Genomic DNA, 23,524 nt, shown 5'->3' with positions numbered 1-23,524 from the left:
CGATCATGATCTCCGCTGTTCTCGACAACAGACGGTTCAGAAGCTGGGGCGGGCAGATCCTTCTGCTGGGCGGCTTTGCCGCCCTCCTCCTCTGGCTTGTGAACAACACCGTCACGAACCTCGATGCCCGCGGGATCAAGGTGGGCTTCGACTTCCTGTGGCGCCAGGCCAATTTCCCGATCTCCGAAAGCGTCCTGCCCTATAATCCCTCCGATACTTTTCTCTGGGCCTATGTGACGGGCGTCGGCAACACGCTGGCGATTTCTGTTCTCGCCATCTTTCTATCGACAGCGCTCGGCTTGCTCGTCGGACTGGCGCGGCGGTCGAAGCACCCGCTTACGTCTGGCGTCGCCGGCGTGTTCGTGACGACCATGCGCAACATGCCGCTGATCGTCCACCTGCTGTTCTGGTACGCGCTTGCCACCACCGCACTGCCGGCGCCGCGCGAGGCCTACAACCCCCTGCCCGGCGTCTTCCTGTCGCTGAGAGGCTTCTACATTCCCGCACTGGAACTGGACGCCACTGCCTGGGTCGTGATCTGCCTCGTCATCGCCGTGACGTGGGGCGCCTGGCGCCTGCGCCACCATGTGTTCGGAACCGGCCGATGGCATGACCGCCATCCCGTCCTGGCGCTGTCTGGGTTGACGGCCGCTGTTTCCCTCGGCGCGGCGCTGCTTCTCCAGCCTGATGCCGTGGTCAGCTTTCCCGAAATGCGCGGCTTCAACTTCACGGGCGGGCTGCGGCTGTCTCCGGAATTTGCGGCCCTCATGCTCGGCCTGGTAATCTACACCTCCGCCTTCATCGGAGAGATCATCCGCGGCGGCATCGACGCAGTGTCGATCGGGCAGTGGGAGGCCGGACGCGCGATCGGGCTGTCGGAACGTCACACGCTGACAAAGATCATCATCCCGCAGGCACTGCGCATAATCATTCCCCCGATGACATCGCAGTATTTATCGACAGTCAAAAACACCACGCTTGCGCTCGCTGTCGGTTACCCGGAGCTTGGCCTCGTGGTCGGCACGGTCATCAACCAGACCGGCCAGGCGATCGAGAGCATCGGGCTGCTGCTCGGCATCTTCCTGACCATCAGCATTGCCGTCTCGCTGTTCATGAACTGGTACAATGCGCATGTCGCATTGGTGGAGGCACGATGACCGTGATCGACCTGGCCCCAACGGTTGCCCACATCGAGCCGTCAGCTCCGCCAAGGCCTCCGCGAAAGCCGATCCTGCAGCTCTTCTTCGGTGACGTCATGGCATCCGTCCTCACCGTCACCACAGGTTTCCTCTTGATCCTGATGATCCCGGCTCTGAACTGGGCTGTCCTGGACGCTGTATGGGCCACCGACGACCCCTCCACCTGCCGCGACCGCGGTGCCTGCTGGGCCTTCATCGCCGCGAAATTCCGCTTCATCATCTTCGGTGTCTATCCGCCGGACGAGCAATGGCGGCCGCTTCTGGTCATGGGCCTGATCCTTGCGATGGCCCTCGTCTCTCTCTCCCCAAGGCTCTGGGGTCAGAGACTGATTGCCGCCTGGATCGCCTCCGTCGCCGTGATGCTCACCCTGATGTGGGGCGGCGTCCTCGGACTGACGCCGGTACCGACCTCAAGCTGGGGTGGACTGCCGGTGACGCTACTACTCGCCTTGCTGTCGCTTGGCCTCGGCTTGCCCTTCGCCGTCTTTCTGGCGCTTGGAAGACGCTCGTCGCTGCCGATCCCACGCATGCTGTCCCTGATGACGATCGAGCTGGTCCGCGGCCTGCCACTGGTGGGGCTGCTGTTTGTGGCCTCCATCCTGTTGCCGCTGCTTCTGCCGGCAGGATGGTCGATCGACAAGCTCGGCCGCACCCTGGCGGCGCTGACGGTGTTTGCCGCCGCCTATCTTGCGGAGGTGATCCGCGGCGGCCTTCAAGGCGTCTCCGCCGGGCAGATAGAAGCCGCCAAGGCGCTTGGCATCCCCGGCTGGAAGGCCGTGTGGCACATCGTCCTGCCGCAGGCACTCCAGAAAGTCATTCCGCCGCTGACCAACACGGCCATTGTGATGGTCAAGAACACCAGCCTCGTCCTGATCGTCGGCGTCTTCGACATGCTGAGCGCTGCCCGCGTCGCGGCAACCGACCCGGTATGGCCTGCTCCTTATGTGGAGAGCTACGTTTTCGTCGCCTTGATCTACTTCCTGATCTGCTTCGGCATATCGAACTACAGCCGCTGGCTTGAAATCCGCGTACAATCCCGGAGCTACAGATGACCGCACATGACCTGAACGCTATCGAAGTGGCCGCTCTCGACAAATGGTATGGCAGCTTCCACGTCCTGAAGAGCATCGACCTTACCGTCGCGACGGGTGAGCGCATCGTCGTCTGCGGTCCCTCCGGCTCCGGGAAATCAACACTCATCCGCTGCATCAACCGGCTGGAGGAGCACCAGCGGGGCAGTATCTCCGTCAATGGCATCCCGCTCGGCGACAGCGTCAAGAACCTGGATGCAATCCGGCGGGAGGTCGGCATGGTGTTCCAGCACTTCAATCTCTTTCCGCATCTGACCGTGAAGGAGAACTGTGCCCTGCCCCAGATCCTGTCACGCGGCAAACAGCGACGGGAAGCGGAGGACATGGCCATGCATTTCCTCGGGAAAGTTCGCATTCCTGAACAGGCCGACAAATATCCCGGTCAGTTGTCCGGAGGGCAGCAGCAGCGCGTGGCGATTGCGAGGGCCCTTTGCATGACACCGAAGATCATGCTCTTCGACGAACCCACCTCGGCACTCGATCCGGAGATGGTGAAGGAGGTTCTCGACACCATGGTCACGCTTGCCGAAGAAGGGATGACCATGATTGTCGTCACCCATGAAATGGGGTTCGCACGAAAGGTGGCAGACCGTGTCGTGTTCATGGAAGCGGGAGAGGTCATCGAGGTCAATGAGCCTAACGCGTTCTTCGACGCTCCGTCGCATGACAGCACACGGCGGTTTCTGGCGAATATCATGCACTAGAGGTATCGCCACCAAACGACCCTCTGGTTCCAAGGCGCACTTGACCCCGAAACGCACTACGGACGGTTTCGAAACTCGAATCGACGACACTTCAGGGCGTTTACCACCGACTGCTGAAAATATTGTAGAATATTCTCTAAAATATGGAAAGGGTCCGGGCGACATCCACGGACAGGCCAACACATCGAGAGTTTCATATTCCAGAATAATAGACGCTGTCTCGGCAAAGTCGCATTCACCTTCACCGATGGCGACAAGGGCTATATGACCCGCGAGGAAATGCTGACCCATGTTGCCTTGCATGGAGGCTATCACCGGTGCGAGGTTGGCAGCGTTCTCTGGCGACTTTCCATCACCCCGCCTTGGGACACCTTCGCTGTCTATCTTCACCAGGTCGAACCAGTGCGACGGCAACAGGGCAAAAGCGCGCTCGTTTCCGCATAGATCGAACGGCTTGTCTACCAGGCGAAAACTGTCGCAGAACTCAGTCGCGAAAGTCTGACTTTTGCACCTGATTTTTGCGACAGAAATTAGGCTGTGTTTCCAGCGCCGCCAATTTTGTCGCGAATGTTAGGAGTTGTACAACATTAGGGATAGATGCCATATCGGCTCAGGTATTGCAGCAGAGCGGGTGTCAATGAAAGCTCGGGAAGCTCATCGCTGCGAAACCAGCCAATGGCCGCCGCATCGTCCCCGGCGACTGCCTCGCCGCTCATCTTCTCGGCCAAAAAATCGTGAATCTCATAGACGCCGCCTTTGCCATCCGGCACGTCAAGCTGTCCCAATTCCCGAACGATAGAGATCGTCAGGCCGGTTTCCTCGAAAACTTCTCGGATGGCGGCTTGTTCCAAGGTTTCACCGGGATCGACGCGGCCACCCGGTAGCGTCCAGCACCCCATGTCTGGCGGGTTGGCACGCTGAACCAGCAGAATGCGGCTGCTTTCATCGCGAATGACGGCGCTGGCCGCAAGGACGGGATTCGATTGGGGCATTTCTTCATCCTCCCTCTGCTTGGCTGGCCGTGGGCGACGATGCTGCCGGCGCTGTTGCGAGGTCGCGTTTCTCGGCCATAGCCGCGAGCGAGGCCGCCAGCAGCCCGGTCGCCGTGGAAAGAAGAATGATAGTAAACAGGCCATAAGTCGCATTGTTCTGCGTCAGCACCGCCCCGGTGGCGGAAGAAAGGACAGCGCCGCCACCGATCGTCATGGCTCCGGCCAGCCCGGCGGAGCTTCCGGCTAAATCCGGCCGCACAGAGAGCATTCCGGCATTGGCGCTCGGCATGGTCAGGCCGTTCCCGATACCAATCAGGATGCAGGGGCCGAACAGGGTGAGCGCGCTCCTGAAGCCCGCCAGAAACAGGGTCAGGCCGATGATAGGACAAGCGCACGCCACGATGCGCCCCACGATCATCATCGTGGTCAGCGGCACGCGACCGGCATATCGCCCGGATAGGAAACTTCCGAAGATATAACCGAGGGTCGTGACGCCCATGAAGAAGCCAAGCACTCCCGGCTCCAAGTCGAACGCCGATGTTGCGGCGAGCGGTGCCCCGGCGAGGAAGGCGTAGAATGCGCCGACAGAAAACGACATGCACAATCCATAGGCCCAGAATCGCGGCACGCGAAACAATGCCGGATAGGCCCTGAACTGTTGTGCATGCAACTCGGCCATCCGCACGTCCTTGTCGAGCGCGAACGGTCGATTGGAGCCGGCCGCATTGGAGGGGCTGCGGCTTAGTGGTTGGAAAAGCGCCTGAGTTCGGCGTTGGAACGGGTCCATGTCAGCCGGATCGCCAAAGACAGTCCACCACATGGCCCACCAACCACCCGGCCTCAAAAGCCGAAACACCTTGGCAAGCGCACTATCCGGCTGGAGCCAGTGAAAAGCCATGGCGGCGACGCCGAGATCGAAACCGGCAGAAGGTAGCAAACTGTCCTCGAATGAGGATTGCATGATGGTCAATAACGAACCGTAGTGCTTCAATCGATCAGCCAGCGTCGTGGCAAGCCGCTCGTCCGGTTCGAGAGCGGTTATCGTGCACCCCAATGCGAGCAACGGCGCGGTAGCCTGTCCTGTCCCCGCTCCAATTTCGAAAACTCTAGCCGTTTGCGAGGCTGCCCCTTGATCGCGCAAAATATCGTAGACGCGCGGCGGATACGCGGGCCTTGCATCATTATAAGCTTCGCTGTTTGCTCCGAACGCGCGTCGGCCTTCTTCAAGCGAAATTACATCCGACACAGCGTTCCTCGTAGTTGTCGCGAAAATCCCGACATTTGCTCGATATGTTACCCCGACTTTTGCGGCACCGCAAAATTAGGATTTCCGCGACAAATTCCTATCACGGCGTGAGTTCTGCCCTAACCTCGCCCAACAGCGCCATAGCACCTAGGCGTCCCAATTCATCCGAACATTTTGCACTCTTGCCGTAGCAGCAGAATGCAACCGTTACCCTTTCTGAAACCGGGCCGATGCAGGGTAGGCCGGTATCACCAAAAGTAGTCATGCAGGGCACCATGCGGCGCTCTTCAAATTCCAGGTCATGAATACGGTCAAGGATCTGGGTTTCAAGCAGATCAGCAACTTGAACCGATCCTCCTGACCGGAACCAGTTCTTGATATCGGCCTCATTCTCGAGCGGGATATCGACAGGATCGCCGCCCAGCTTTAACCAAGACTGGCCGTCGGGATAGGAAATTGGCGGTAGAATATAGGGATTGTTGCCCTTTGGACCGATACAGCGCATCGAGGGCATCTCGGCCAGACGCTGCGCCTCAGTGATACTGAGACGAAACATTGCTGCCGTTCGGCCGTAGACCTTAAATCCCAATGACTGTCCTAGTAGGGATTGCGTGTGCCCCCCTGCTGCAACGAGTAGATGATCGACGCCGATACTGGTTGAATTCGTTCGAACCGTTACACCGAAGTGGCTTTCGGAAATCCCTATTGCAGGTTCGGCGATGATGCGAGCGCCGGCGCGCTGTGCTGCAATCGTTTGTGCCCGAACCAAGCGACGCGGGCTGATATACCCCGCATCATGGGGCTCGAAATATCCCTGCATGGCCGCCGTTGTTTTCAGGAACGGAAATCGCTCAGCCAGCTCCGCATCCCTGTAAGCCTCGCAGAGAATGCCATTCTCGGCGGTGACTTTTTCCACAAGTGCCACGTTTGGGTTTTCGGCGTCTCCGACATGCAGCACGCCCGCTTCCCGATAGAACTCGACACCACTTTCTCCCGAAATCTCGTCGTAGCGGGAAATCGCAGCACCATTCATCTGGACCCAGAACGGTTCTGGATCAAACCTTCGGGTAATACGGCCCTCGTCATAATGGCTGCCAAAAACGCCGGTGTGACGCGAGAAGTCTTCCGGTTCATCAGGCCCAATCAGAGCCACAGCGTGACCCATCTTAGACAGATGACGCGCAGCCGCCGACCCGATCAGGCCCCGCCCGACCACCGCGATTTTTATTCCAGTGCCTGTGTTCACGTTCAGCTCCTGCCTTTCAGATGCTTGCGGCCCGTTCAATCTGGTTGACGGCTTTCTGCCGACCGATCTGCAGCATGGCGATACTGGTAAGAACGAGAATAATGGCGACGATTTCCGGCATACCGACATGCTCGCCAGTGGCCCAACCGATCAGTAGGGCGACGTTGGGCGTGATGTAGGTAGCGCCCGAGGCCGCGACGGCGCCCAGCTCTTGCAGCAGATAATAGTAGATTAGGAACGCCATGCCGGTTCCGAGGACGCCGAGACCAATGGCAACACCAGCAGCAGCGTGCCAGTTTTGCAAAATGTCGCCCGTCCCCGTTCGATCGACGACAAGCAGAAGCACCAGCAGAGCGAGGCCTGTTTGCCATGTGGCGAGCGCGAGGGGCGACAAGTTGTGCGGTGATAGGAAGCGGCGGACGTAAACGTAGGAAACACCAAGGATCGTAGTGGCGGCCAGCATCCAGAACACCCCTGTTGTGTCGATGGTCCTATCTGATCCTTCCCATGGTCTAGCGATCAGTACGATACCCACGAAGCCGACAAGAACGCCGATCAACATCAATGCGTTCGGCTTTTCAGTGCGAAGGAACAGCAGGGTGGCAATTGTTGTGAACAGGGAGATCGAGCCCCCGAGAACGCCGGCAATGCCCGAGGGAAGCAGCGCCGTGCCTTCCGCGATCGCGAAATAATAAAACGCCGTTGCCAGCACAGCCATAACGAAGAGATGCGGCATGTGTCGCACCTGATCCAGATGGATTACTCCCTTTCGCCACGCGACAAAGGCCAGCGGCAAAAAGCCGAAGAACACCCGTAGCAGCGTGATTTGTGCCGGGGTGATAAACTCCGCCGCCCATTTCATGTAGATGAAGTTCGAGCCCCAGAAGAGGCCGAGCAGGGCGAACACCAGATAGGTCAGCCGCATGACTCTGTTCCAGTTTCCGGGAAACTATCATGGGACAAAGGCCTGCTTCCGGATGCAGGGCCAGTCGATTTCTGGTTACGCGTCACGCCGACGATGTGCTTTCGCGCTCACCGGCCGGTGGCTTGATGATGGCAAGCATGATGCCCCCTAACGCGATAATCGCTGAACCTGCTGCGACCCCCAAAGTGGGCTTTTCGCCAAAAAACATAAAGCCGATCAGGCCGGCGAAGATCAGCCAGGTATAGTCGACCGGGCCGACGATCGAGAGTGATGCGAGGCGATAACCCTGGACGATGCAATATTGCGCCGTCACTGCGATCGGCCCGAGCAGAAGGAACGACATCGCACTTTCGAAAGAGAGCGGTACCCATTGCGTGGCGGCGGGGCCAGCCATCAGCAGGATGCCGAACGCGTTGACATAGAGTAGCACCGTCATCGCCCGGTCGGAGTGTGAGAGCATCTTGATCATCAGCCCTTCGACGGCCAGCAGCGCAGCGCCAAAAACCGCTATGCCGGCCGGGAAGACATAGGTCAGATGGAACCCGGCGAACGCGCCGCGCGATACCATAACGATCGCAGCCCCGGCGCAGCAGATTGCGACAGCCCCGAGATGCTGGTTGGTGAGCTGTTCCTTCAGCACCAGAACTCCGAGAAGGATGACGAATACGACATAGAGCAGCCCGAGGGCTGTGGCGTCCACAATTGGCATGTTCGCCGATGCGTAGATCAGCGCTCCCCCGCCCGAAGCACCGAAGACAGCTCTTGTGAAATGGGAAAGCGGTTTAGGGCTTCGATAGGCCGACAGTTTTTCCCGTCGCACCAGCACGACCAGTAGCAGCGTCGCCAGGCCGCCGATGTATCGGAGAAACAGGATTTGCAATGGAGTTGCGGCTCCGTCAGCAAATTTCCCGGATGCGAAAATCAAAGAAAATAATGCTGTCCCGATCGTGACCCATGCGATGGCCTGGGTATTGGTGTATCTTTTTCCGGAGCACATCGCGTTTCCTGCATGGCATTTGATATCCCTTGTGCAGAAACTCTTGGCGAAGCTCAAACGAGAAAATTGCAGGGTGAGTGAGGAAAATTCATGCAGCAAAGACATCGGATCTCTCTCAACGCCATCCGTATATTCGCGATCGTGGCGCGCACCGGGAGCTTGACGGCCGCCGGCGTAGAACTCGGTGTGACCCCTGGCGCTGTGAGCCACCAGCTCAAGAAACTAGAGGATGAGCTTGGAGTGAGCTTCTTCCGCAGAGGAAGCAACTCTGTTTCCCTTTCAGATGCCGGCCAGCGGTTCTATGAGGAGATCGGGCCGGCGGTCGCGCTGATCGAGCGCTCCGCCGAAGCGCTATATCGAGACGAAACCGAAATTAACGTGCAGGCATCCACCTCTCTTGCAGTGCGATGGCTTATCCCGTCACTGGATCACTTCCGCAACATTTGCCCTGAGGTTCGCGTTCGGGTGGAAACCGGTTCAGCTACAGGCTCCATTGTTGACCCGCTGGTGGATGTGAGCATTCGATATTTCCGCGCCGACGAAGTCCCGGAAGGATGGAAGGTTCTTGCGTGTGATTTAAGCCGCCCCGTTGTTTCTCCAAAATTGTTGTTAGCAGATGACAGCTCGCGTCGAATCCCCGTTTCCGATGTTCCCGCAATTCAAAGTGCAGCAGGCAATTGGGATTGGAAGCTTTGGTGCGAGAGGTCCGGCGTCCCGCTGACGCAACTCTCATTCAGTCACTCATTCGACACCGACGATGCAGCGCTTCACGCGTGTGTCGCTGGCCTTGGCATGGTTCTCGCGCCCCCTATTCTTACGAACAGGGAAACGCGTTCCGGAGCACTCACAGCATTACCTGGATATGAGCCTGTTGAAATCGGCACATATCGCTACCTGCGCCGCTCTGAATCGAAGGTCGTACGCCGGTTCTGCAGTTGGCTGGATGCAGAGATTCGAAAGGTTGAATAAAGGTCAGCTTGTCGCTTTAATCCCGAGTTTTGCTCGATATGTTAGCCTGACTTTTGCAGCGTTCAAAAGTCAGGATTTCAACGACAAGCGCCACTCTTGCATGTAAAGGCAACCCCGACGAAGGTGGGGTTTAAAATGAATACACGGCAGCGCGCATGCGATCTTCATCTTGGTCGACAATGGCTCGACCGATGGCACATTGGACATGATGCGTGCCATTAAGGAACGCGCGGCACCAGGTGAAATCATCGTCTGCGAAGAACCAGTCAAAGGCTATGTGCCGGCGAGATCCCGTGGGATAGCAGCTGCTGCGGACATCGCGCGGGAGCAGAACGTCGAGGCTGACAAGCTTTTGATCATCCAGGTTGACGCGGACACCCTTTATGATCCGGGCTATGTTGCCGCCATGCAGGCCGTAGCCTCGACCCAATCGAAGAATGTGATGTTGGAAGGCACCACCCATCCACCGCATCAGTTTCTTAAAGGGCATCCGGGCTTTGTGAACCTCGCTAACGAAACGGACGCGGCATTGGAGGACTGGATAGCCGATGATAGCGCAGATGTCGTCATTGATGACAAGGTTTCCGGTTTCTTCTACTCCGCCTATTTGGACTGGGGTGGTCATCAACGGGACTATGACCGCAACGGTCACGAAATCTTTGCCGAAACATCGCGGCTTTTTCTTCGTGGCAAGCGTACCGGCGCGCAGCGTGTTCGAGTGGATACCGCATCGGCAGCACCGTCTCGACGAAAGATCCTGCGCAACCCCGTTAGACATTTCGCAACGGCCGGCTTCCCCCGCAACAATGCCTGGTGGCGTGAGTGGAACGGCCGCAATTCCGGGGTCCGGGATCTCGCGACATTCGAGGCATCGGACCCGCAACTCGCCTTGAAAGCCGCGGTCCGCGCGCGGCAGGCTCATATTGTCGGTCTGTTTTGGCTTCTGCCAATGCTTGTGCAGAAGATATGCGCTCCCGGCGGCGATGATTTCAAAAGAGGTCCGGGTATCCTCGAGAGAGCTGGTCCAATGTCAAACGATACATTGAACAATCCCGGCGCACTCCTCGAACGGGTTCTGCGCAAAGTCGATGAATGGTCAGCCGATGTGTAATTTTCACCGGCCGAACTTGGACCCGACGTCAGGGATCGTCTCTATTTCACTCCGCCGTGAGAAAGGAACCGAAGCGTTGGCGGGGCAAGCGTCGCTGTCATGCCGCAACTGGCACTCACGAATTTATGTATAATCGGACGGCAATTTCGCTCGGGGGCTGGCATAGGAAGACTTTATAAACTATTTGCGCTAAGATTCGGAAAGCGAACAAACAGGAAACACTAAGTCAGTCGACGATATGGCCCGTAGCGATCTTCTCATTTCCCTTGTAAGGGCCGGTGCAGCTGGCGATCGGGCGACGCTGAAGTCAGCAGCCGAGGCGCTGGTCGCGGAAGAACGCGCAAAAAACCATCACGGAGTTGCGGACCGGCTTGAGCGTGCGCTGGCCGCGGTAACCGTAACACCGCCGGCATTAACATCAAATTCTTCGCAAGCCGGCTCTGGCAAGGACACCATTCTCGAACTCGAGCCTCGCATCCAGCTGAGCGAGCTGATGCTGCCGCTGCCTGTTGAACAGGGCGGCAGGCAACTGATCGAGGAACATACGCGCGCCGATGTTCTGCGGGCTCATGGTTACGAGCCTCGTCACCGCGTGCTTCTGTCCGGACCGCCCGGCAACGGCAAGACCTCGTTTGCCGAAGCCGTGGCCGAATCGCTGGGTCTGCCATTTTTCGTGGTGAGGTATGACGCGCTAATCGGTAGCTATCTTGGCGAGACGAATGCGCGCCTGCGCAAGCTTTTCGACTATGTGCGCACACGGCCTAGCGTCCTCTTCTTCGATGAGTTCGATGCTATCGGCAAAGAACGAGGTGACACGCACGAGACTGGCGAAATCAAGCGTGTGGTTTCCTTTCTGCTCATGCAGCTCGACCAGCTTCCGAGTTATGTGGTTGTGATCGCCGCAACCAATCATGCCGAGTTGCTCGACCGAGCGGTCTGGCGCCGCTTCCAGATGCGGCTCGGTTTTCCAGCTCCTGACCGCCAGCGTATTGAAGGATTTCTCAATCGGGTCATTTCTCAATGGCCCGATCTTCCTAAAGCAACTTCGAAGACTATCAGTGGGAAACTGGGTACCTTAAGTTTTGCAGAGGCTTTGGATTTCTGCCAAAACGTGAGAAGAAGACAGATACTGGGCTTGGGGGAGCTTTCTGTCGATGACGCTTTGCGTTCTGAGCTTGACCTCTGGGCCACACGCGTGGGACCGGAAATTCTGAATGGTGAGCGATCCGACCAGACCAATCCTGAGACTGCGTCCAAGCGCGGCGGTTCCAAGACAAATCGGCAAGCCGGCAAACATCCAGAGACCTGAGCCTTTCGCAAGGCAGCGACAGGATCAGCAGTTTACTCCAACGTTCCGGCGTCTGACCGAGGTCCTGCAACGGGATCCAACGGGGCTCTCCCTACGCGCCGATCCCACGGCGCTTGCTCCGGAAAGGCTTCTCGTCTTCGAAGTGAAAAGCGACATCGCGAATTTCGCGCGTGCCATCAACAATATTCCCGGCCTGGAATTGATCGACGAGGAAGAGCTTCCAAGCGACGAGGACAAGTCGCCCTTCGCTTATCTTCTTGTTCCTGATCTCGCCGCCCTTCGCCAGATCGAATCGTTATGGCGCAGCTGGGTTGCGGGACGAACGCTTCCAACCGGCTATACACCGTGGCGCGACGTTTTTGCCTGCCTTCGCGACCTGCGTGTTTGGGGACCGGCCGATCGAGTTCAGCCCTTGGATGCCGGTATCCTGGAGGATGAAATCGACGGGCGGGACGACGACGAGCTGATTCCCCTCGAGATCGAGCTCATCTTCCGCTCCTCGACGAACGCCGGTGTCGTGAGCGAAGCCGCTGTCTCGAATGCTGTCGCCCAGGTGGGCGGACGTGTCATCTATCGTGCCCGTATCGACGACATTGCCTACCACGCCATTCTCGCCGAAATACCGGTTGCTTCGATCCGGAGCGTCATCACTCGGCAGCCTGGCAGCCTGGCCGGTGTCGAGCCGATCATGCATATCAGACCGCAGAGCCTCGTTACCGGCATCGAAGCCAATGACAGCCTACCGGCGTCCGCGCCAGCGGCGGAGGTGCAGGTGAGCCCTGCATCGATTCTTGCACTCCTGGACGGAGTGCCGGTCGCGGGCCATCCCCTTCTGAGGAGGCACCTCAATGTCGAGGACCATTTTGGTCTTGAACCAGACGCTCTGGTTGCGCAGCGCGTGCATGGGTCGGCCATGGCCTCCCTTATCATCCACGGCGATCGCAACCGGCCGGAACTGCCGCTGCCTCGCCAGATCCATTGCATCCCGGTCATGGGCAGCAATGACCGGTTTCCCTCCGACCGCTTGATTGTCGACCTTATCTATCAGGCAGTGCTACAGATGCGTGGCGGCGCGCAGCCATCGGCTCCTTGGGTTATCATCGTCAACATCTCGCTTGGAAATGTCAGACGGCCGTTTCATGGTCAGCTGTCACCATGGGCGCGGCTTCTCGACCGACTGGCATACCGGTTCGGAATACTTTTCTTGGTTAGCGCTGGAAATGTTACCTCCAGCTTTCCAATTCCGACATTCGATACGCGCGCCGCGTTCGAGGACGCTGGTCACGGCACTCGTGCCGAAGGTGTCGTTAGTGCGATAGCGGCCATCATTGCCGATCGGCGACTTCTCTCCCCGTCTGAGACTGTGAATGGTCTGACGGTCGGAGGCCGGAACCTCGATTGGGTTTCGCAGGCGGACAGGGCGTCGGCCCGCACCAACGTGAACCCATTCACCGAACTCGATACGGCCAATCCTTCAAGCGCGCTGGGTCCGGGCTTTGCAGATTCCGTCAAACCGGACATCCTCATGCCTGCTGCCCGCGAGCATCTTCGCGTTATTGGGAGCGGAGGGGGCATTGTCGTCAGCCCAGCGGGCGCAGCCCGCGGCGCTGGGTTGAAGGTCGCAGCACCACCTCGGCCGGGGATAGAGGGCGGCGAAGCTTTCACCAACGGAACAAGTGCTGCCACTGCGCTTGCTTCGCGTACGGCGCACCGGATTCACGATGCATTGGAAACCGCCTATGGGCAGGAGTTTCTCCAATTGCCTGGGACAGCGCGTGCGGTACTGATCAAGGCTCTCTTGGTTCATCCGGCGCGGTGGCCCGAACACGCGGCGGCTATGGTCAAGAGGCTGATTGGACCATTTGGGCAAGGCCAGGCTTCTCGTCAGAAGGACAATATCCGCAGATTTTTCGGATACGGCGTGTATGACGCGGACGACGCAATAGCCTGCGCGTCTGACCGCGCGACATTCTGGTGCGTCGGTGAGCTTGGTCGGGAGCGCAGCGTAGACGTGGTGGTTCCCATTCCCGCAGTCTTGGGCGGCCAGGCACGTCCCCATTCATTTTGCGCGACTCTCGCCTGGTTCACGCCCGTCCTTCCAGGGCGCAAATCCTATCGAGGCGTGAAAATGAAAATATTGGCACCAGACGATCTCGACGAGCTGGCAGTGAAGGGCCACGGTAGCCAACCCGACCTGAACCAGACCAATCGCGGTACCGTCTTCACCCGCCGATGGAGCGGCGATCGGGCGGCGGTGGTCGCTGACGGCATGACGATCACTCTCAAGGTCCAGCGAGAGCCCGACCCGGGCAATCCTGTGGACGAGACGGTCACCTTCGGACTGGCGGTTTCACTCGAAATGCCGGGCGAGCTTCGGCTATATGACCAAGTGAGAGCGCGTCTACAGCCGCGACCGCCACAGCGAGCAACTCCATGAGGCAGCTCCATAATGGTGCCTGCTTTGTCGAATCTCGAGATACTGCCTACACGTTTCTGCACAACGCTGTTTTGAGTCCTAGTGCGCAGGCTGCCGGGCATGACCCGTCTCAATAATCAAATGTCTGCGAGGATGCCTCAGCCTTAATCAACGAGAGGGCCACATTGTTTGAGGTATCCGAAAAGCGTCTTACGTAAGTACCGTAGCTTATAGCGCCGCGCTGAAATCTCCTCGTGCCAAAGGCCGCAAGAAACTTGCCGAGCATTGCCATGGCCTCTGGGTCAGCACGATCTGTTTCTTTGTTTTTTATCAACTTCAAAACATCGCTGGACTCCGCGACTGCTGCCAACTCTGCCGCGGAAAAGACGGGCCGTTTCAGTTCGGCAGATTTTGCGATCAGAATGGTCCGGACACACCAGGCTATCCGTCGATTGAGGAGAGACTGGAGATGGCTCTTATATCCGAAATCAATGATGAACCAGCCTAGGTCCGAAGCGAGGAGGATTTCCCGCTCATAGGACGCGCGCAGCGCAAAGTGCTGCCGCAACAACTCAAGTTGGTCGGAAGGGTCGTAGATCGCCTTCGCCTCGCGGGCGATGTGACATACGAAGAGATCGCCGTCTCGCGCTCGTTTCAGCAAGTCTTCAAGGGGATAGATTGACGTCGATAAATGCCCTTTTTGAACATGCTGAGGTCGATCGTCCTGAGAGATGAGGAGCAAATCGGTATCCGAATAGATATCTTCGTCACCTCTGGCGTGGCTACCAAACAAAAACATCGCCGATATAGTCATGCCAAAAGCCCGCGCGGCTGATTCATGCTCCAGCCTCCGCGCGCCTTTTCTTATGCAGCGCCTCTACGGACAGACGATGCATCACTTCTCTGGTCTGAACGACCTCGTTGAGATTTTTAAGGACAAGCTGTTGCTTCTCCGCCTTCAAGACACCGGGCTCGACGTCAAGATTGTGCTCATTAATGAGGTAAAACGCCGCGCTCAGACGGGAGGGTACTCGTAGTTCTCCATCCGCCATATCGTATTCCGCCGCTACTGCGGACTGTTTCAGTTCCGCGAGCTTCGGATTTGGGATCAAAACCAGTTCCATCGTATGATGCCACTCAAGATCCAATTCGGCGCCCACGGCACTAGCTCCGAGGAGAACAGTGCTGGCTATGCGATTCAAACTGTAGTCACGAAATTCATTGTGCTCTTTTGACCAAGCGCGCACATACCAGCGTCCTGCAGCAAATAAAAACGAATGAGGGGCGATTGTCCGCTTCCCGGCGGGCGAGCCAGTAAGCGATGCGTACTCGATTTCAAGTTCTTTCTTTTGCTTGATGGCATCGAGTAGTCGAATGAGGTTGCCTGGACTAGTCGAACGTCGCTTGAGGAAGCCCACCACATCTACGGGTGGGGTTTCTGAGAACCAGGTGTCGGATCCACTCATCCACCCATTTTTAACTGCCATAAGTTGTAACAGATATCGATCGGAAAAGGGTCCGATAAACTCTGGCTCGAACTCTTCTGAACGGACGAAGCTCTTCAGACTCCGATCATATGTCAAATTATGATCAGCCCTCGCTTGGTACAGCGCGATATCGGATGAGGCTTGCTGCTCTGAAATCCCGAAGAAATCCACAAGATCTTTTCGATTGAACGACCCGTCCCAAAAAAGCCTGAAGTCTATAAATTCCAATCTCTTAGCAACACCCCATCGCAGATCACGATCTGCAGAATCCACCATAAACTCGTCTCCTTTTCCGATTCATCTGAAAAAGATGCATCGCATTACTTGATTGGTTTTCAAACAGCGCTTACCTTTTATGGAGGCATACGAGAGTGCCGTCAACGCACAGGAAATGGCAGTGCGTCGATTGTCGGGTTTTACGCTCGACCTAAACGCGTAATCAGCAACAAAAGGTCGAGCGAGGCTTATCGCGCGATGAAGATCGTAATTATTGAGGGCTTCCCATCATGAACATGCATGTGAATACAATCGAAGCATTTCTTGAAGCTCTGGTGAAGGAACTCGACGTTCCAGACCACCGCTACGAGCAGGCAGAAACTAGCTATTCCTCACTCGGGGAATGGCTTCACCGTCCGGCAAGCACTGTCCGCCAATATGATCCGCAGGTCTACTGCCAAGGCTCGTTCCGGCTGGGAACCGCGATCCGACCGCATACGGATGCCGAAGAATACGACGTCGATTCCGTTGTTGAGCTCCGCCTCCTGACGAAGCGCGATAAGACCCAGCAACAACTGAAGACAATGCTTGGTACCGAAATCAAAGCCTATCACGACGCCATGGCGATGGTTAAACCTGTCCGCGAAGGAAACAGGTGCTGGATCTTGGACTACGCCGACGGCGCGCAGTTCCACATGGATGTCGTTCCCGCAGTGCCGAACCATGAACAGCAGTACAGACTTTTGAATGCAAGGATGCTCAATACCAGTTGGGCATCGACCGCGATCTCGATCACGGACCGGCGTGAACCAACCTACAAGATATTGACGGATGACTGGCCCCGCTCCAACCCCAAAGGCTATGCAAACTGGTTCGCTTCACGGCAAGCCATTGTCTTCGAGCGCCGCAAGCGCGCGCTCCTGGAGGCAATGCAGAGGCAGGGTGTCACGGCGAGCGTGGAACGCCTTCCTGCCTTCAAAGTTAAGACTCCGCTTCAGTCGGCGATCATGATCCTCAAGAGGCACCGGGACAACATGTTCGCGCGGGATCTGGACATGCGTCCGATCTCGGTGATCATCACCACGCTCGCGGCGCATGCCTACAACAATCAGGACACCATTTCCGGAGCATTGTTCGCCATCTTGAACGACATGGACAAATTCATTGTCTATGACGGCAATAAATACGTCATCGCAAACCCCACTGACTCCCTGGAAAACTTCGCCGACAAGTGGAACCGCGAGCCTCAGAAGAAAGATGCGTTCGATTCTTGGCTCCGCCAAGCTAGAGTCGATTTCTACGCAGCTGCGCAGGCGGCAACCTTCAAGGATATGGCCGACGCTCTTAACCCGCGTATGGGGTATGCGCTGTCCATGCGGGCTATGGATCGCCTTACTGGAGGTTCGCGCCTGCTGCGGGCGGCCACGGGCGCATCTGTAGCAGCCGGGGGTTTGACAAACGCACCCAGCTTTGCGAATGCGGAGCGCCGGCCGACCAAGCCTCAGGGTTACGCATGACCTGGTGGCTTCTGGACCAGAACAGAGCCAGGGCCGAGAAGGCGGCGTTCGTCGCGCTTCAGGAGGAGCATGACTGGCTGACGAGCGTGCGCACCAGACACTTAGCCGATCTGCAACTGTGCATCGATATCGAGATCACCTACGGCGGCGAGAAATTTCCCCTAGCCGTGATTTACCCGGTGACGTTCCCTGACACACCGCCGATCGTGATGCCTTATGGCGAGAAGAGGCTTTCGGAACACCAGTATGGTGCCGGCGGTGAGCTCTGCCTTCAGTGGCGCCCGGACAACTGGGATCCTGCCATCACCGGAGCAATGATGGCCGAAAGCGCATACGGCCTGATCTCCGGCGAACGTCCTTCGGACGGGCAAACAGTTTCTGTACCCTCGGAACACCGTTCATCACTCGGGGGTGAGCTGCGCTTCGAGACGTGGCGATTGATGGTTCCGGATGGCGCCTGGAATTCGCTTGATCGTCAGCTACCGGAAGCCGTGTTCGAGATATCCCTGACGATGACCGCGCGAAGGTCGCAACGGGTTGCGCATCTCAGGTCGATCGGGGCCGCCGGAAGCGAGCTTTGGAAATCACCGAACCCCGCACCGACAGCCGCGCGAAGTCGTGTCGGCTTTCTGTTGCGGACAGGACAAGATATGGGCTTACTGACGCTGCACGGAGGTGGTGAGTTCAAGGATCTCGCCAGGCGGGTACCAGAACTTGCTTCTCTTCTCGAGCGGCCCTTGTGGCCCTTCATCGTCGTCATCGAAAAGAGCGGCCGCCACACGGCATTCGACATCGTGCGCGGCGACCAAGGCCATCCGATCCTGATCCCCTATAGGATCGTTGAGGAGAACGAGTTGGCCATGCGGTCAGCGTCCGACCGCGGTGCGGTTTCCAACAACCGGGTAGCCATCATAGGCTGCGGCTCGATCGGATCTAAGATAGCTGCATCGCTTGCCCGTGCAGGCGTCAGAAAATTTGTGCTCGTCGACGAGGACATCTTCTTGACCGGTAATCTGGTTCGGAACGAGCTCGATGCATGGGCAATCGGCTGGCACAAGGTCGATGCCTTGGCCGACAGGATCGGGCAACTTGTTACGGACACTGACGCCGATACACGCCGCGTTGCGCTCGGCAGCCAGACCTCGGGGCTTGCGATGGAATCCGCATTGGAGGCGATCGGTGACTGTGACCTCATCATCGAGGCGACAGCGAATCCCACATCGTTCAACCTTTGTGCGGGAGCTGCACGGCGCCACATGAAGCCGATGGTATGGGCCGAAGTTTTCAGCGGTGGCATCGGTGGATTGATCGCCAGGGCACGTCCAGACACCGACCCTCATCCCCTTTCGGCAAGAAATCAGATTATAAGGTGGTGCGATGACCATGACACGCCGTGGGAATGGAAAACCGAGAAGAACTATGAGGCGGCACGCGAGGATGGCCCGCCCTTCGTCGCGGACGATGCCGATGTGTCCGTCGTAGCTGCTCATGCAGCTCGATTTGCCCTTGATATCCTGCAAGGGTCGGAAACGATCTTTCCAAGTTCCGCCTATTTGATCGGATTGAATAAGGCGTGGCTTTTCACTGCACCGTTCGATACGTGGCCGATTGACATCAAGCAGACCGAACCCTGGCAAGCCACAGCCGCGGCATCTAGTCACGAGGACATCTCAGGCTTCCTCTCCGAACTTATCGATGAGGAATTTCAGTGACAGTGGAGTTGATCCTTCCTGACACGATAATGGACAGGATGAGGGCAGGCTTGGAGCGCGCCGAGAGCCGCGAAATCGGGGGCATTTTAATGGCACGGCAGATCATACCTGGATGTTTTGAGATCGTCGATTTCTCCGTCGATGAGTTGACGGGCGAACGAGCCCACTTCGTGAGGGACCCTGTCTTTCATAATGCTTTCCTTGATCAGTTTTTCGAGAAGACCGGCCATGACTACGAGAACTACAACTACATCGGTGAATGGCATTCCCACCCGCGGCTTCCGATTCTTCCTAGCCTGACAGATCTGGAAAGCATGGAGGACCTCGTGAACGGCGAGCGAAACATACCCTTCGCGGTCCTGCTCGTTGTCAGATCGGACACGCCGGCCGAGTTCGTTGCAACCGCAACCTTTCATCAGCGTGGGACGCGTCCCGTTCCCGTGCGCATCAGAACCCAGAACTAGAGGCAAGCATGGATCGAGAAACCGTCAACTGGGTCATTCGCGAGTTCGTCAAATTTCTATTCAGGCCTAAAGGATTCGAAGGCAGAATTGCGGCTGGCTGCGTCGCCGTTCTCGTTACTCTCCTGGGCTGGAACTGGATCGTCAAAGCCACCGCGCCGGACGGTTCTTCGATTGAGGTCGGTTCGACAAATGCCATCCCGGAGTGGGTGCAATGGCCCCTCGTGTCTCTTTTCGCCGCAATATTTCTCTTCTGCGTTTGGGTCGGCTGGAAGCGGTTCTTGCGTGAGAATGAACTACGAAACAGGAAGAAGGTCATCGTCATAGAAGGCCGCGGGCTTCGCGAGGATGATGGGTCTCCGCTGACGGCAGCAGCTCCGTCGGACATTGTAGGCCACCGTATCGGGGTTCTGCTCGATCTGCGCCAGCGGAAGGACGGCGTTATCGTGGACCCGGGAGAACTCCTGCACGAAGTGGACGCGACGAGAAGGACCGTGCAGCAGCAATCGAAACACGGTGATGCCCAAGACGTGACGCTCGTTTACGGCGGCCTGACGCCTGTCCCGCTCACATTCCTCACCGGGATCATGTTCGACGACGAGGGCCGGATTGTCGTCATGGACTGGGACAGGGACGGCGAAGCATGGCGAAGCCTTGACGGTGCGGACGATGGTCAGCGGTTCCACCTCGAAGGCGTCGATGGCGTCGGGAATGCGACTGAAGTCGTTCTTGCAGTCTCCGTTTCTTACCAGATTCGGTCGGAGAACATTGCCACGACATTCACTCATCCTGTGGTGAGGTTGTCGATCCCCGATCTGAATTCGCCACACTGGTCTCAGGCCAAGCAGAGCGCCTTGGCTAGCCAGTTTCTCGCAGCGGTGAAGGCACTCGAAGCGCGCGGAGTGACCACCATCCATCTTCTGCTCGCGGCACAGAACAGTGTGGTCTTCAATCTGGGCCGCCGCTATGACAAGAGAAACCTCCCAAGCCTGATTGCATACCAGTATGAAGCAGGTAACGAAAAGAAGTATCCATGGGGGGTTCGGATGCCCATCGGTGGTGAATCGCTGCCATCTATCGTGAAAACTTAGGTGACATAGCGCAACGCCTACAAGACGCGCTATCCTTCAGAAGATCTATGTTTAGACAATCCCCCATGCCCGATACCTCCCCCTGCCCGTCATCTCCCTGAGGCCGAGCTCCAAAACAATCCGCCGCGCCGCCTGCGGCGTCACCTCGAGCGTCTTCGCCACCATCCCGGCCGACACAAACGGCTTTGCCATCACCAGCTCGACCAGCTCCGGCATTTTTGAAGAGGTGCGTCTCCCCTCCAGCTTCCGCTCCATGAGCGTGCGGGCCAGCACTAGGCGGTCGTGTTCCTTCATGCCGATTTCGGCGGCCGCCAGAAAGCCGTGGGCAATGGCGAGCAGCCGCGTCTCCCGATCGCGATGCCGGCGCCGATCGACGGGGATGGTTTTGAGGCCGAGATTGATGGCAGCCAGATGAGCACCTGACGTGATGCCGGCCTGGCGCAAGATCGAGGCGGAAAGCAGCCGGCCGAGCCAGGGCGCATGCTGTAGCACGGAAAGCTCGTTCCACGCATCGAGGGCGATGATGGCCTGCAGCACCGTCGGCAAGTCTTGTACCTGCCGTAACACGCCGCGCCATTCGTCCAGCCGGGCATCCTCGTCCCAGTCGAGATCATAGATCATCGGATCTTTGTCTTGGCCACCGCCGCGGCCGGGCCGCCTTGCGTTCTCGATCGCCGCTTCCGATCGGGCCAGCACCGCATCGATCGCGGCGTAGTCGACACCCGGGAGGTTCTCGACGTCATCGACATCGTCCCCCTCCCCTTCCGGATCCGACGCGTCCGCCCGGCGAATGCCGCCGGCCGTCTCTCCCTCGTCTGCGCCGGCCGACGTGATGTCCGACGTTTGTCGCAAAGTTCGGATACCCTCTGCAGACAGTGCCCAGCCCGGTGACTGGGCTGCGACGCGTCGGCGGGTGCGCAGCACGTCGCGGGCGATTGTCAGCTCATGGGTCGGTGTGCGAATATCGCGGGTGGCGTCATGGAGGACGAGGTCTTCAAGGTGGACGAGCTCGCCGTCGATCCACAGCGAGGCGCAGGCGTCCCCGAAATGCATGCGCTCGATCCATCCCTGCCCGACCGGCGAACGGGCGATACGCTCGTCGAGACGGGCGAGCGCGATACCGGCGTCGAAAGCCGGCTGCAACAGGGCTGTCATGCTGATTTTCGCGAGATCGTAAGCCATTGAAATCATGGTAAATGATTTGCTAAAGGAATTCTATCACGAACTTAATGTTCCTCACTCCTGATGATGCCCTAGGCCACGCCTAGCCATCGATAAGTATCGCTTATCGATGGTAGATCGACAAACCCCGCAAATCACCCTATCGTCGCGCCATCAACCCGCCGGAAAGGCCAGAACCCATGGAAGATCGTGTCCGCTTCGCCCTCGAAAAGCTGCTCAACGTCGCCCATGAAGATACCGGACAAGGCCGCCGTGTCGCCAACTTCATTCTTGCCTGGTGGAATGCCGAGGCGCATGGCGGCTTCGATCTGACCGACCTCGGCAATGTCGACCCCCATATCGGCGAGGACATGGCGACGATTTTTACATTTCTCGCCCGCGAAGAGGATGTCGTCTACCCCGACGACTATCGCAGCGAAATCGAGCAGATCATCGGCCGCTGGCGGCCGCAGGCGGTCACGAGCTGATGGCTCCGGCCCGAAAACGCGCAAATCTCTCCGGCGTCGAGCGTCGAGCCGTCGAGCTCGACACGATCGCGTCGGTGCTGCCGATCGATCGGCGCGACGAACTCGCCGAGTTGCTGACCGACCAGGACGTGGAAACGCTGCGCCACCTCGTCAACGCGGGTATGGGCGCCAACACGCTACGCGCGCTAACCTCCGATCTCGCCTATCTGGAAGCCTGGGGATTGGCGGCGACCGGACGATCCTTGCCCTGGCCGGCGCCTGAGGCTCTGCTCTTAAAATTCGTCGCCCATCATTTGTGGGATCCTGAAAAGCGCAGTACTGATCCCGATCACGGCATGCCGGCCGTTATCGACGAAAAACTTCGGCAACAGGGGTTTCTGAAATCCACCGGTCCGCATGCGCCCGCCACGGTACGCCGGCGGCTGGCGAACTGGTCGACGCTAACCAAGTGGCGCGGTTTTGACAGCGCCTTCGCCTCCCCTGCCCTCAAGTCGGCCATTCGTCTCGCGGTACGCGCCGTCCCCCGGACGCGTCGCCGCAAGAGCGCCAAGGCGGTCACCGGCGACGTGCTGGCAAAACTGCTGTCGACCTGCGCGACCGACAGTCTCCGCGATCTCCGTGACCGGGCGATCCTGATGGTCGCCTTCGCCTCCGGCGGCCGCCGGCGCAGCGAGATCGCCGGACTGCGCCGCGAGCAGTTGACCGTCGAGCCACCGATCCCGGTCGAGAATGGCGCCCCCCTCCCCTCCCTCGCCATCCATCTCGGCCGCACTAAGACCAGCACTGGTGAACAGGACGAGATCGTCTATCTGACCGGCCGGCCGGTCGAGGCACTCGACGCCTGGATGGTTGCCGCCAGGATCGAGAGCGGCAGCGTGTTTCGGGCAATCGGGCGTTGGGGGACGATGTCTCGACGGGCGCTCGATCCGCAGTCGGTCAATGCGATCATCAAGGAGCGTGCTGTGATGGCTGGGCTGGAGCCGAGGGAGTTCTCGGCGCATGGTCTGCGCTCCGGCTATCTCACCGAGGCAGCGAATAGGGGAATCCCTCTTCCCGAGGCGATGGAGCAGTCGCGCCATCGCTCGGTGCAACAGGCTTCAAGCTACTACAATGGCGCTGTGCGACGTACTGGCCGTGCCGCACGCATGCTTTGACCACGTTGCCAGGGCAAGGCACTTGCATTAGG

At 58.3% G+C, this 23,524-nt stretch carries 21 protein-coding genes and 1 pseudogene; 14 read left to right on the top strand and 8 right to left on the bottom strand.

The genetic code is table 11. From position 1 onward, the window contains the following. Positions 1 to 5 precede the first annotated feature (5 nt). The 4 genes and pseudogenes from C5L13_RS21125 to C5L13_RS21110 form a co-directional block, all read left to right on the top strand. On the top strand, positions 6 to 1,157 hold the full coding sequence (locus tag C5L13_RS21125) for an amino acid ABC transporter permease (protein ID WP_105385225.1): 1,152 nt from the start codon (positions 6 to 8) through the stop codon (positions 1,155 to 1,157). Next, a complete protein-coding gene (locus C5L13_RS21120; RefSeq protein ID WP_105385224.1) occupies positions 1,154 to 2,251 on the top strand; it encodes an amino acid ABC transporter permease in 1,098 nt (365 codons plus the stop codon). The genes C5L13_RS21125 and C5L13_RS21120 overlap by 4 nt, the downstream gene beginning before the upstream one ends. Next, entirely contained in the window at positions 2,248 to 2,994 is a 747-nt protein-coding gene (locus C5L13_RS21115; protein ID WP_105385223.1) for an amino acid ABC transporter ATP-binding protein, read from the top strand. The genes C5L13_RS21120 and C5L13_RS21115 overlap by 4 nt, the downstream gene beginning before the upstream one ends. 228 nt (positions 2,995 to 3,222) lie before the next feature. Next, positions 3,223 to 3,438: pseudogene (locus C5L13_RS21110) on the top strand (DinB family protein); the annotation flags it as partial. Positions 3,439 to 3,581: 143 nt separating this feature from the next. On the opposite strand, the gene C5L13_RS21105 reads toward C5L13_RS21110, so the two are convergent. The 5 genes from C5L13_RS21105 to C5L13_RS21085 form a co-directional block, all read right to left on the bottom strand. Further along, complete coding sequence (locus C5L13_RS21105; RefSeq protein ID WP_105385222.1) at positions 3,582 to 3,986, bottom strand: NUDIX hydrolase; 405 nt, start codon at positions 3,984 to 3,986, stop codon at positions 3,582 to 3,584. A gap of 4 nt (positions 3,987 to 3,990) precedes the next feature. Continuing rightward, a complete protein-coding gene (locus C5L13_RS21100) occupies positions 3,991 to 5,232 on the bottom strand; it encodes an MFS transporter (RefSeq protein ID WP_105385221.1) in 1,242 nt (413 codons plus the stop codon). Between the two features lie 100 nt (positions 5,233 to 5,332). Continuing rightward, positions 5,333 to 6,478, bottom strand: a complete 1,146-nt coding sequence (locus C5L13_RS21095) for an NAD(P)/FAD-dependent oxidoreductase (RefSeq protein WP_158693501.1) — start codon at positions 6,476 to 6,478, stop codon at positions 5,333 to 5,335. Between the two features lie 16 nt (positions 6,479 to 6,494). Next, on the bottom strand, positions 6,495 to 7,403 hold the full coding sequence (locus C5L13_RS21090; RefSeq protein ID WP_105385220.1) for a DMT family transporter: 909 nt from the start codon (positions 7,401 to 7,403) through the stop codon (positions 6,495 to 6,497). Between the two features lie 82 nt (positions 7,404 to 7,485). Next, a complete protein-coding gene (locus C5L13_RS21085; RefSeq protein ID WP_158693500.1) occupies positions 7,486 to 8,400 on the bottom strand; it encodes a DMT family transporter in 915 nt (304 codons plus the stop codon). 90 nt (positions 8,401 to 8,490) lie between these two features. Between C5L13_RS21085 and C5L13_RS21080 the strand changes: the two genes are divergently transcribed. From C5L13_RS21080 to C5L13_RS21065, 4 genes are all read left to right on the top strand, one after another. After that, on the top strand, positions 8,491 to 9,369 hold the full coding sequence (locus C5L13_RS21080) for a LysR family transcriptional regulator (protein WP_105385218.1): 879 nt from the start codon (positions 8,491 to 8,493) through the stop codon (positions 9,367 to 9,369). 169 nt (positions 9,370 to 9,538) lie between these two features. Then, positions 9,539 to 10,480 carry a glycosyltransferase family 2 protein gene (locus C5L13_RS21075; RefSeq protein ID WP_105385217.1) on the top strand — a complete coding sequence of 314 codons (942 nt, stop codon included), beginning with the start codon at positions 9,539 to 9,541 and terminating at the stop codon, positions 10,478 to 10,480. A 238-nt stretch (positions 10,481 to 10,718) separates the two neighbouring features. Beyond that, positions 10,719 to 11,789 (top strand): AAA family ATPase, encoded by a 1,071-nt coding sequence (locus tag C5L13_RS21070; RefSeq protein WP_170117301.1) that lies wholly within the window; start codon positions 10,719 to 10,721, stop codon positions 11,787 to 11,789. After that, positions 11,695 to 14,226, top strand: a complete 2,532-nt coding sequence (locus tag C5L13_RS21065; protein WP_105385216.1) for a S8 family peptidase — start codon at positions 11,695 to 11,697, stop codon at positions 14,224 to 14,226. Before C5L13_RS21070 ends, C5L13_RS21065 begins: the two co-directional genes overlap by 95 nt. A gap of 109 nt (positions 14,227 to 14,335) precedes the next feature. Here C5L13_RS21065 and halB read toward each other — a convergent pair whose 3' ends face one another. Continuing rightward, positions 14,336 to 15,019 carry an anti-phage Hailong system nucleotidyltransferase HalB gene (halB, locus tag C5L13_RS21060; RefSeq protein ID WP_105385215.1) on the bottom strand — a complete coding sequence of 228 codons (684 nt, stop codon included), beginning with the start codon at positions 15,017 to 15,019 and terminating at the stop codon, positions 14,336 to 14,338. Between the two features lie 22 nt (positions 15,020 to 15,041). Next, positions 15,042 to 15,968, bottom strand: coding sequence for a helix-turn-helix transcriptional regulator (locus C5L13_RS21055; RefSeq protein WP_105385214.1), 927 nt, complete (start codon positions 15,966 to 15,968; stop codon positions 15,042 to 15,044). 230 nt (positions 15,969 to 16,198) lie between these two features. On the opposite strand from C5L13_RS21055, the gene C5L13_RS21050 reads away from it, so the two are divergent. From C5L13_RS21050 to C5L13_RS21035, 4 genes are read left to right on the top strand one after another with little or no spacing between them, the layout of a single operon-like run. Beyond that, positions 16,199 to 17,425, top strand: a complete 1,227-nt coding sequence (locus C5L13_RS21050; protein WP_205836863.1) for a nucleotidyltransferase domain-containing protein — start codon at positions 16,199 to 16,201, stop codon at positions 17,423 to 17,425. Further along, positions 17,422 to 19,137, top strand: a complete 1,716-nt coding sequence (locus C5L13_RS21045; protein ID WP_105385213.1) for a ThiF family adenylyltransferase — start codon at positions 17,422 to 17,424, stop codon at positions 19,135 to 19,137. Before C5L13_RS21050 ends, C5L13_RS21045 begins: the two co-directional genes overlap by 4 nt. A 2-nt stretch (positions 19,138 to 19,139) precedes the next feature. Beyond that, entirely contained in the window at positions 19,140 to 19,601 is a 462-nt protein-coding gene (locus C5L13_RS21040; RefSeq protein ID WP_205836862.1) for a Mov34/MPN/PAD-1 family protein, read from the top strand. 8 nt (positions 19,602 to 19,609) lie between these two features. After that, positions 19,610 to 20,689, top strand: coding sequence for an SAVED domain-containing protein (locus tag C5L13_RS21035; protein ID WP_105385212.1), 1,080 nt, complete (start codon positions 19,610 to 19,612; stop codon positions 20,687 to 20,689). A 51-nt stretch (positions 20,690 to 20,740) separates the two neighbouring features. On the opposite strand, the gene C5L13_RS21030 is transcribed toward C5L13_RS21035, so the two are convergent. Next, a complete protein-coding gene (locus tag C5L13_RS21030; protein ID WP_105385211.1) occupies positions 20,741 to 21,880 on the bottom strand; it encodes an RHE_PE00001 family protein in 1,140 nt (379 codons plus the stop codon). A gap of 170 nt (positions 21,881 to 22,050) precedes the next feature. On the opposite strand from C5L13_RS21030, the gene C5L13_RS21025 reads away from it, so the two are divergent. Together C5L13_RS21025 and C5L13_RS21020 are read left to right on the top strand one after the other, a co-directional pair. Beyond that, positions 22,051 to 22,338 carry a DUF7673 family protein gene (locus C5L13_RS21025; protein WP_105385210.1) on the top strand — a complete coding sequence of 96 codons (288 nt, stop codon included), beginning with the start codon at positions 22,051 to 22,053 and terminating at the stop codon, positions 22,336 to 22,338. Next, a complete protein-coding gene (locus tag C5L13_RS21020) occupies positions 22,338 to 23,492 on the top strand; it encodes a site-specific integrase (RefSeq protein WP_105385209.1) in 1,155 nt (384 codons plus the stop codon). Before C5L13_RS21025 ends, C5L13_RS21020 begins: the two co-directional genes overlap by 1 nt. The last annotated feature ends 32 nt before the right edge of the window (positions 23,493 to 23,524 follow it).

Origin of the sequence: Neorhizobium alkalisoli (assembly GCF_002968635.1) — a bacterium.
Lineage (GTDB): Bacteria > Pseudomonadota > Alphaproteobacteria > Rhizobiales > Rhizobiaceae > Neorhizobium > Neorhizobium alkalisoli.
The sequence above is the reverse complement of the archived record's forward strand: the minus strand, read 5'-3'. Positions and strand labels throughout refer to the sequence as shown.

Bases quoted from the DNA above. Each gene is read 5' to 3' on its own strand.
- C5L13_RS21025 (WP_105385210.1), top strand. From the start codon at position 22,051: ATGGAAGATCGTGTCCGCTTCGCCCTCGAAAAGCTGCTCAACGTCGCC.
- C5L13_RS21035 (WP_105385212.1), top strand. From the start codon at position 19,610: ATGGATCGAGAAACCGTCAACTGGGTCATTCGCGAGTTCGTCAAATTT.
- C5L13_RS21090 (WP_105385220.1), bottom strand. From the start codon at position 7,403: ATGCGGCTGACCTATCTGGTGTTCGCCCTGCTCGGCCTCTTCTGGGGC.
- C5L13_RS21045 (WP_105385213.1), top strand. From the start codon at position 17,422: ATGACCTGGTGGCTTCTGGACCAGAACAGAGCCAGGGCCGAGAAGGCG.
- C5L13_RS21030 (WP_105385211.1), bottom strand. From the start codon at position 21,880: ATGATTTCAATGGCTTACGATCTCGCGAAAATCAGCATGACAGCCCTG.
- C5L13_RS21115 (WP_105385223.1), top strand. From the start codon at position 2,248: ATGACCGCACATGACCTGAACGCTATCGAAGTGGCCGCTCTCGACAAA.
- C5L13_RS21105 (WP_105385222.1), bottom strand. From the start codon at position 3,986: ATGCCCCAATCGAATCCCGTCCTTGCGGCCAGCGCCGTCATTCGCGAT.
- C5L13_RS21055 (WP_105385214.1), bottom strand. From the start codon at position 15,968: ATGGTGGATTCTGCAGATCGTGATCTGCGATGGGGTGTTGCTAAGAGA.
- C5L13_RS21085 (WP_158693500.1), bottom strand. From the start codon at position 8,400: ATGTGCTCCGGAAAAAGATACACCAATACCCAGGCCATCGCATGGGTC.
- C5L13_RS21120 (WP_105385224.1), top strand. From the start codon at position 1,154: ATGACCGTGATCGACCTGGCCCCAACGGTTGCCCACATCGAGCCGTCA.
- C5L13_RS21080 (WP_105385218.1), top strand. From the start codon at position 8,491: ATGCAGCAAAGACATCGGATCTCTCTCAACGCCATCCGTATATTCGCG.
- C5L13_RS21125 (WP_105385225.1), top strand. From the start codon at position 6: ATGATCTCCGCTGTTCTCGACAACAGACGGTTCAGAAGCTGGGGCGGG.
- halB (WP_105385215.1), bottom strand. From the start codon at position 15,019: ATGACTATATCGGCGATGTTTTTGTTTGGTAGCCACGCCAGAGGTGAC.
- C5L13_RS21065 (WP_105385216.1), top strand. From the start codon at position 11,695: ATGGTGAGCGATCCGACCAGACCAATCCTGAGACTGCGTCCAAGCGCG.
- C5L13_RS21050 (WP_205836863.1), top strand. From the start codon at position 16,199: ATGAACATGCATGTGAATACAATCGAAGCATTTCTTGAAGCTCTGGTG.
- C5L13_RS21070 (WP_170117301.1), top strand. From the start codon at position 10,719: ATGGCCCGTAGCGATCTTCTCATTTCCCTTGTAAGGGCCGGTGCAGCT.
- C5L13_RS21020 (WP_105385209.1), top strand. From the start codon at position 22,338: ATGGCTCCGGCCCGAAAACGCGCAAATCTCTCCGGCGTCGAGCGTCGA.